Origin of the sequence: Bacillus cytotoxicus NVH 391-98 (genome assembly GCF_000017425.1) — a bacterium.
Classification (GTDB): Bacteria; Bacillota; Bacilli; order Bacillales; family Bacillaceae_G; genus Bacillus_A; species Bacillus_A cytotoxicus.
This window is the reverse complement of record NC_009674.1, coordinates 76,368-82,500: the sequence shown is the minus strand read 5'-3', so window position 1 is coordinate 82,500 and position 6,133 is coordinate 76,368. Positions and strand designations below refer to the sequence as shown.

The following is a 6,133-nucleotide window of genomic DNA, read 5'->3' as shown; positions in this document are numbered from 1 at the left end:
AAAAAAATATAAAATCAATACCAATCCACTATATAAAAATACCTTTCTCATTTCTTTTTAAATCTTAAGATAAGAGATCTTACTCTCTATAAATAGTAGGATTAAAAAAAGCTTTGGAGAAATCTCCAAAGCTTAGTCTTGTTTATGACGCATTGTAGGGAATAACAATACATCACGGATAGATGGTGAATTTGTTAATAGCATAACAAGGCGATCAATACCAATACCTAATCCACCAGTAGGAGGCATACCATATTCAAGAGCTTCGATATAATCATCGTCCATCATATGCGCCTCATCATTTCCTTGTTCACGCTCTTTTAATTGAGCTTCAAAACGTTCTTTCTGATCGATTGGATCATTTAATTCAGTAAATGCATTTGCATGTTCGCGTGCAACAATGAATAGTTCAAAACGATCTGTAAATCGTGAATCCTCATCGTTCTTTTTCGCAAGAGGCGAAATTTCTACTGGATGCCCGTAGATAAATGTAGGTTGAATTAACTTTTCTTCTACTTTTTGTTCAAAGAATTCGTTAATGATGTGACCAACTTCCATTGTATCTTTAATTTCTACATCATGTTCTTTCGCTAATGCACGCGCTTCTTCCACGCTCATTGGTTTCCAGAAGTCCACTCCACAATATTGTTTAATTGCATCTACCATATGAAGACGCGTCCATTCTGGTTCTAAATTAATTTCATGTTCACCATATTGGATTGTTGTTGTACCCAACACTCGCTTCGCAATATGAGCAATCATATTTTCTGTTAGTTTCATAATATCTTTATAGTCAGCATACGCTTCATATAATTCAATCATTGTAAATTCTGGATTATGACGTGTTGATACACCTTCATTACGGAAAACACGGCCAATTTCATATACTTTTTCTAGGCCGCCTACAATAAGACGTTTTAAATGCAACTCAATTGCAATACGCATATATAATTCCATATCTAATGCATTATGATGCGTAATGAACGGACGAGCAGATGCACCACCTGCAATTGTATGCATCATTGGTGTTTCTACCTCAAGATAGCCATTATCATCCAGATATCTTCTCATTTCACGGATGATTTTACTGCGAGTAACAAATGTTTCGCGACTCTCCATACTTGTGATTAGATCTAAGTAACGTTGACGATAACGTTGCTCAATATCTTTCAATCCATGGTATTTATCCGGAAGTGGACGAAGAGATTTCGTTAATAAAGTAAATGATGTTGCTTTTACAGAAAGTTCTCCAACATTTGTTTTGAAAACTTTCCCTTCAATTCCGACTAAGTCACCTAAATCAGCCGTTTTAAACAATTCATATTCTTCATCTCCAACGGCATCCTTACGAACGTAAATTTGAACTTGTCCATGTAAATCTTGAATATGCGCAAAACCAGCTTTCCCTTTACCGCGCTTTGTCATAATGCGCCCAGCAATAGAAACAGAAATTGCTTTTTCCTCTAATTCTTCTTTAGAGAACTCTCCATACAAGTTCAGTAACTCTTTTGATGAATGTGTACGTTCAAAACGTTTACCAAATGGATCGATACCTTGTTCACGTAAGTTATGTAGTTTCTCACGACGAACAAGTAATTGGTCGTTTAATTCTTCATGGTTCATGTTATCCATGGTATTGATATCACTCCAGCTCTATTTAATTTTACAATATATACAGTATATCATTTTCTATCCAACTAGAAAAACTGCCAGTAAGTAACTGACAGTTCTTCTTTCTTTCACGTAATTATAGGAAGCAAAAGACAGAATGTCAATCATTCCCTCTCGCTTCTCAACTGATATGAATATTTTCTTGTTTCGCTTCTACCTCTTCTACAAATGCACCTAATAGTGAAGCAAGATCTTCACGAGTATTACAAGCATTGATCCCATTGCGCACTCTCGCATTTCCGCGAACACCTTTTAAATACCAAGCTGCATGCTTCCTCATTTCGCGTACTGCAATATGCTCATTCTTTAAATCGATGAGACGATCTAAATGTAGCATACATACATCAACTTTCTCACGCGCTGTTGGTTCTGGCATTAATTCTCCAGTTTCTAAATACTTCACAGTACGATAAATCATCCACGGATTTCCAAGCGCTGCACGCCCAATCATAACCCCATCTACACCAATTTCATCTAGCATACGCTTAGCATCTTGCGGAGTTTCCACATCACCATTACCGATAACAGGAATATTCACCGCTTGTTTCACTTGTTTAATAATATCCCAATCTGCTTTACCCTCGTACATTTGAACACGCGTGCGTCCATGAACTGCTACAGCTTGACCTCCCGCACGTTCAACCGCTCTAGCATTTTCAATTGCGAAGATATGATCTTCATCCCAGCCAATACGCATTTTAACCGTAACTGGTTTTTCCACCGCATCAACAACTGCTGCTACCATTTCATATATTTTATTTGGGTCTAAAAGCCACTTTGCTCCCGCATCACATTTTGTAATTTTCGGAACTGGACACCCCATATTAATATCAATAATATCCGCCGTTGTATTTTGATCTACATATTTTGCAGCCTCAACAAGCGTCTCTTTCTCGCCGCCAAAAATTTGTAGACTTAGCGGCTTTTCTCTCTCATCAATATATAACATATCTAATGTTCTTTTATTATTAAATAAAATGGCCTTGTCACTTACCATTTCAGCACATACCAATCCCGCACCAAATTCCTTAACTGTTAAACGGAATGCAGAATTGCATACTCCCGCCATCGGTGCTAGTACCACTGGGTTCTTCATCTCAATGTTTGCAATCTTTAACACTCGACTAGCCCCTTTCATTATCCTTACTTTGGCATTAACTCATCTATTGAAATGTTCAATGTCTTTGCAACTTCTACAACAAAATCTTGAGAAGGTGATCTATTCCCTCTCTCAACTTCTCCTAAAACTGATACAGATACCCCTAATTCCTTCGCAAAGCTTTCTTGCGTATAACCTTTCAACTTCCGAAAAGCACGAATGCGTCTTCCCCATTTTTCTGCTTCCATACCGTTACTCCCTCTCGCCTTTTCATTTCTTCTACTTGTGAACGTGAAATATTTTGTTCTATATCTTGATTAATTTCTAACAACGGAACGATAACAAAAGCTCTTTCAAACATCCGCGGATGCGGAACAATAAGATTCTCTGTTTCAATATTGTCTTGATTATAAAGTAGAATGTCAAGGTCGATGGTCCTTGGACCCCATCTTATCTCCCTTTTTCTTCCTAATTCATTCTCAATCTTTTGTGTTACTGTTAATAGTTCTTGCGGCAATAAATTGGTAGAAATTTTTATGACTATATTTAAAAAGCGATTTTGATCTGTATATCCCACTGGGTCTGTTTCATAGACTGAAGAAACATCTTCCACTTGAACATTAGAATTCTTATCCAATAAATCAACCGCTTGCGTTAAGTACGTATAGCGATCACCAATATTCGATCCTAAAGCAATATAAACTGTATTTTTCATGTTCGTTCTCTCGTTATTTCTACCGCTACAGAACGATAATGTCCTGGTATGGGAGGATCAGGTTTGATAACTTTTACTGTGCAACGCATCACACTTCCATACTGTTCCAATATATTTGCAGCTATATTTTCCGCTATACTTTCCACAAGTTTATATGTTCGTTCTTCTACAATCTGTCTACACAATTCAAACAGCTTTCCATAATTGACAGAATGCTCTAAGTTGTCACTTTCACCAGCTTTTTTTAAATCTAGTTCTACCGTTAAATCTACCTTAAATCTTTGTCCTAATTTATTCTCTTCCGGAAACACCCCGTGATAGCCGTAAAATTCCATATCATGAATATAAATTTTATCCAATCACTTTCCCCCCTTGCCAATCATTGCATCCATCATCTTTGCCATACGGGCCATTTCTTTCACATCATGAACACGAATCATTTCACAACCTTTAGCAATCCCAAGGCAAACTGATGCTCCCGTTCCTTCAATACGCTCTTCTACCGGTAAATCTAAAACATGTCCGATAAAAGACTTCCTTGAAGTTGCAAGAAGAACCGGATACCCTAATACATTCAATTGCTCTAAATTACGCATAACTTCTAAATTTTGTTCAGGTGTTTTAGCAAAACCAATACCTGGATCTAAAATAATGTTTTCATCACGTACGCCTGCATTTTTCGCAATCTTAACACTCTCATATAAATCTGCAATCATATCGGACATTACATTACGATAATTTGTATGATCACGATTGTGCATTAAAATAATCGGTACATCATAATGAGCTGCTACTTCTGCGATTTTCGGCTCCGCTTTCGCTCCCCAAATATCATTAATAATGTGAGCTCCAGCTTCAATAGCCTGCTTTGCTACCTCTGCTTTATAAGTATCAATAGAAATAGGCACATTCACTTTCTTCGAAACAGCTTGTATAACGGGTAATACACGTGCTAATTCCTCTTCTACTGAAACTTTTGCAAAGCCTGGGCGCGTTGATTCTCCACCTATATCAATTAAATCCGCACCAGAACTCACCATTTCCTTCGCATGGCGAACAGCTGTTTCTAATTCATTATAACTTCCGCCATCAGAGAATGAATCTGGTGTTACATTCAAAATCCCCATGACTAATGTTTTTTCATTTAAATTTAATGTATATTCACCACAGCGCAAATCATAGTTCCATTTCAAGTTCTATATCTCCCCTCTACAATTCATTTCGGCTCCAAAGATTCTCTCTATGCATCTCATATACACCAATTAATTTTTTTGTAATCTCTCCCTCTTTCCCCGGGAAATCTCTTCCTTCTATATGGAGAAGCGGCACAATTTCTTGAATCGAATTTGTTACAAACACTTCTTCCGCTGTAAGTAATTCTTCTTTTGTAAATAAGCCTTCTTTTACTTTTATATTTAACATTTGGGCAACTTTTATAATAAATGCACGAGTAATTCCATTTAGAATTCCTGTATGAAGAGAAGGCGTATATAAAGCTCCTTCTTTTACAAAGAAAATATTTGAAACAATTCCTTCTGCTACGTAACCTTCCTTCGTAAAGAAGATTCCTTCTCTATTCGTTGCATTGCCAATTTCACGTTTTCCTAAAATATTATTTAAATAATGATGCGATTTCAAACGGAAATTTCCCTCTGGTGTATTTCGCACCTGTTTTAAAATAACCCCTTCCTTTTCTACTACTATATCTGGAGGGGTTAAAGGTTTGATAAATACAATGACAGATGGATTTTTGTATACGCCTGTTTGTAATCCTATTTCATCTATACCAGCTGATACATTAAAACGAATATAAGCATGCTTTAATTCGTTCCTTAAAAGCAACTCTTTAAGGATAGTAAGCATATCTCCTTTCTTCATATCCCATTCGATTTGCAGAGCAGCAAGAGCATCCATTAAACGTTCATAATGATCATCTAATAGAAACGGATGCCCATTATAAATGCGAAATGTCTCAAAAACACCAAGTCCATACAGGTACCCGTGATCATACGGAGAGATTTTCGCTTCCGTATCTTCTACATATGTACCATTCACATAAATTAACATGACACTGCACTCGAGCTATATTTCTGAATAAAGTTTTCCAATAGCTCTTTTCCATGAGAAGTCATTATCGATTCCGGATGAAACTGCACGCCTTCAATCGGCAATGTCTTGTGACGAAGCGCCATAATCTCTCCTTCTTCTGTCCAAGAAGTTACTTCTAAACATTCAGGCAATGTCTCTTTCTTTACAATTAAAGAATGATAACGAGTTGCTGTAAATGGATTGGGAATATCAGAAAAGATTGTTTTTTCATCATGATACATTTGTGAAGTTTTCCCATGCATGAAACGTTCCGCACGAACGACTTCTCCTCCAAATACTTGTGCAATTGATTGATGTCCTAAACACACACCGAAAATAGGAATTTTCCCAGCAAAATGTTTAATAACTGCCATACTAATACCAGCTTCATTCGGACTACAAGGACCAGGTGAAATCATTAAAAAATCAGGTTTCATATTCTCAATATCCGCAATGGTAATTTCATCATTACGCTTTACGACAAGTTTTTGTCCAAGCTCTCCAAGAAACTGCACTAAATTAAATGTAAAAGAATCATAATTATCGATCATTAATATCAT

General features: G+C 36.6%; 8 protein-coding genes. All 8 read right to left on the bottom strand.

Annotation, left to right across the window (positions count from 1 at the left end):
• Window positions 1-132: 132 nt before the first annotated feature.
• Window positions 133-1,632, bottom strand: coding sequence for a lysine--tRNA ligase (gene lysS / locus BCER98_RS00425; protein WP_011983216.1), 1,500 nt, complete (start codon window positions 1,630-1,632; stop codon window positions 133-135).
• Window positions 1,633-1,792: 160 nt separating this feature from the next.
• Window positions 1,793-2,791: a tRNA dihydrouridine synthase DusB gene (gene dusB / locus BCER98_RS00420; RefSeq protein WP_011983215.1), complete on the bottom strand. Its 999-nt coding sequence runs from the start codon at window positions 2,789-2,791 to the stop codon at window positions 1,793-1,795.
• 23 nt (window positions 2,792-2,814) lie between these two features.
• A complete protein-coding gene (locus BCER98_RS00415; RefSeq protein ID WP_041809355.1) occupies window positions 2,815-3,018 on the bottom strand; it encodes a helix-turn-helix domain-containing protein in 204 nt (67 codons plus the stop codon).
• A complete protein-coding gene (gene folK / locus BCER98_RS00410) occupies window positions 2,970-3,485 on the bottom strand; it encodes a 2-amino-4-hydroxy-6-hydroxymethyldihydropteridine diphosphokinase (RefSeq protein ID WP_011983213.1) in 516 nt (171 codons plus the stop codon). Before folK ends, BCER98_RS00415 begins: the two co-directional genes overlap by 49 nt.
• Complete coding sequence (gene folB, locus BCER98_RS00405) at window positions 3,482-3,844, bottom strand: dihydroneopterin aldolase (RefSeq protein ID WP_011983212.1); 363 nt, start codon at window positions 3,842-3,844, stop codon at window positions 3,482-3,484. The genes folK and folB overlap by 4 nt, the downstream gene beginning before the upstream one ends.
• Window positions 3,845-4,678: a dihydropteroate synthase gene (gene folP, locus BCER98_RS00400; protein ID WP_011983211.1), complete on the bottom strand. Its 834-nt coding sequence runs from the start codon at window positions 4,676-4,678 to the stop codon at window positions 3,845-3,847.
• A gap of 16 nt (window positions 4,679-4,694) precedes the next feature.
• The gene (gene pabC, locus BCER98_RS00395; protein WP_011983210.1) at window positions 4,695-5,552 is read right to left on the bottom strand and encodes an aminodeoxychorismate lyase; all 858 of its coding nucleotides are present in this window, start codon (window positions 5,550-5,552) and stop codon (window positions 4,695-4,697) included.
• Complete coding sequence (gene pabA / locus BCER98_RS00390; RefSeq protein ID WP_011983209.1) at window positions 5,546-6,133, bottom strand: aminodeoxychorismate/anthranilate synthase component II; 588 nt, start codon at window positions 6,131-6,133, stop codon at window positions 5,546-5,548. The genes pabC and pabA overlap by 7 nt, the downstream gene beginning before the upstream one ends.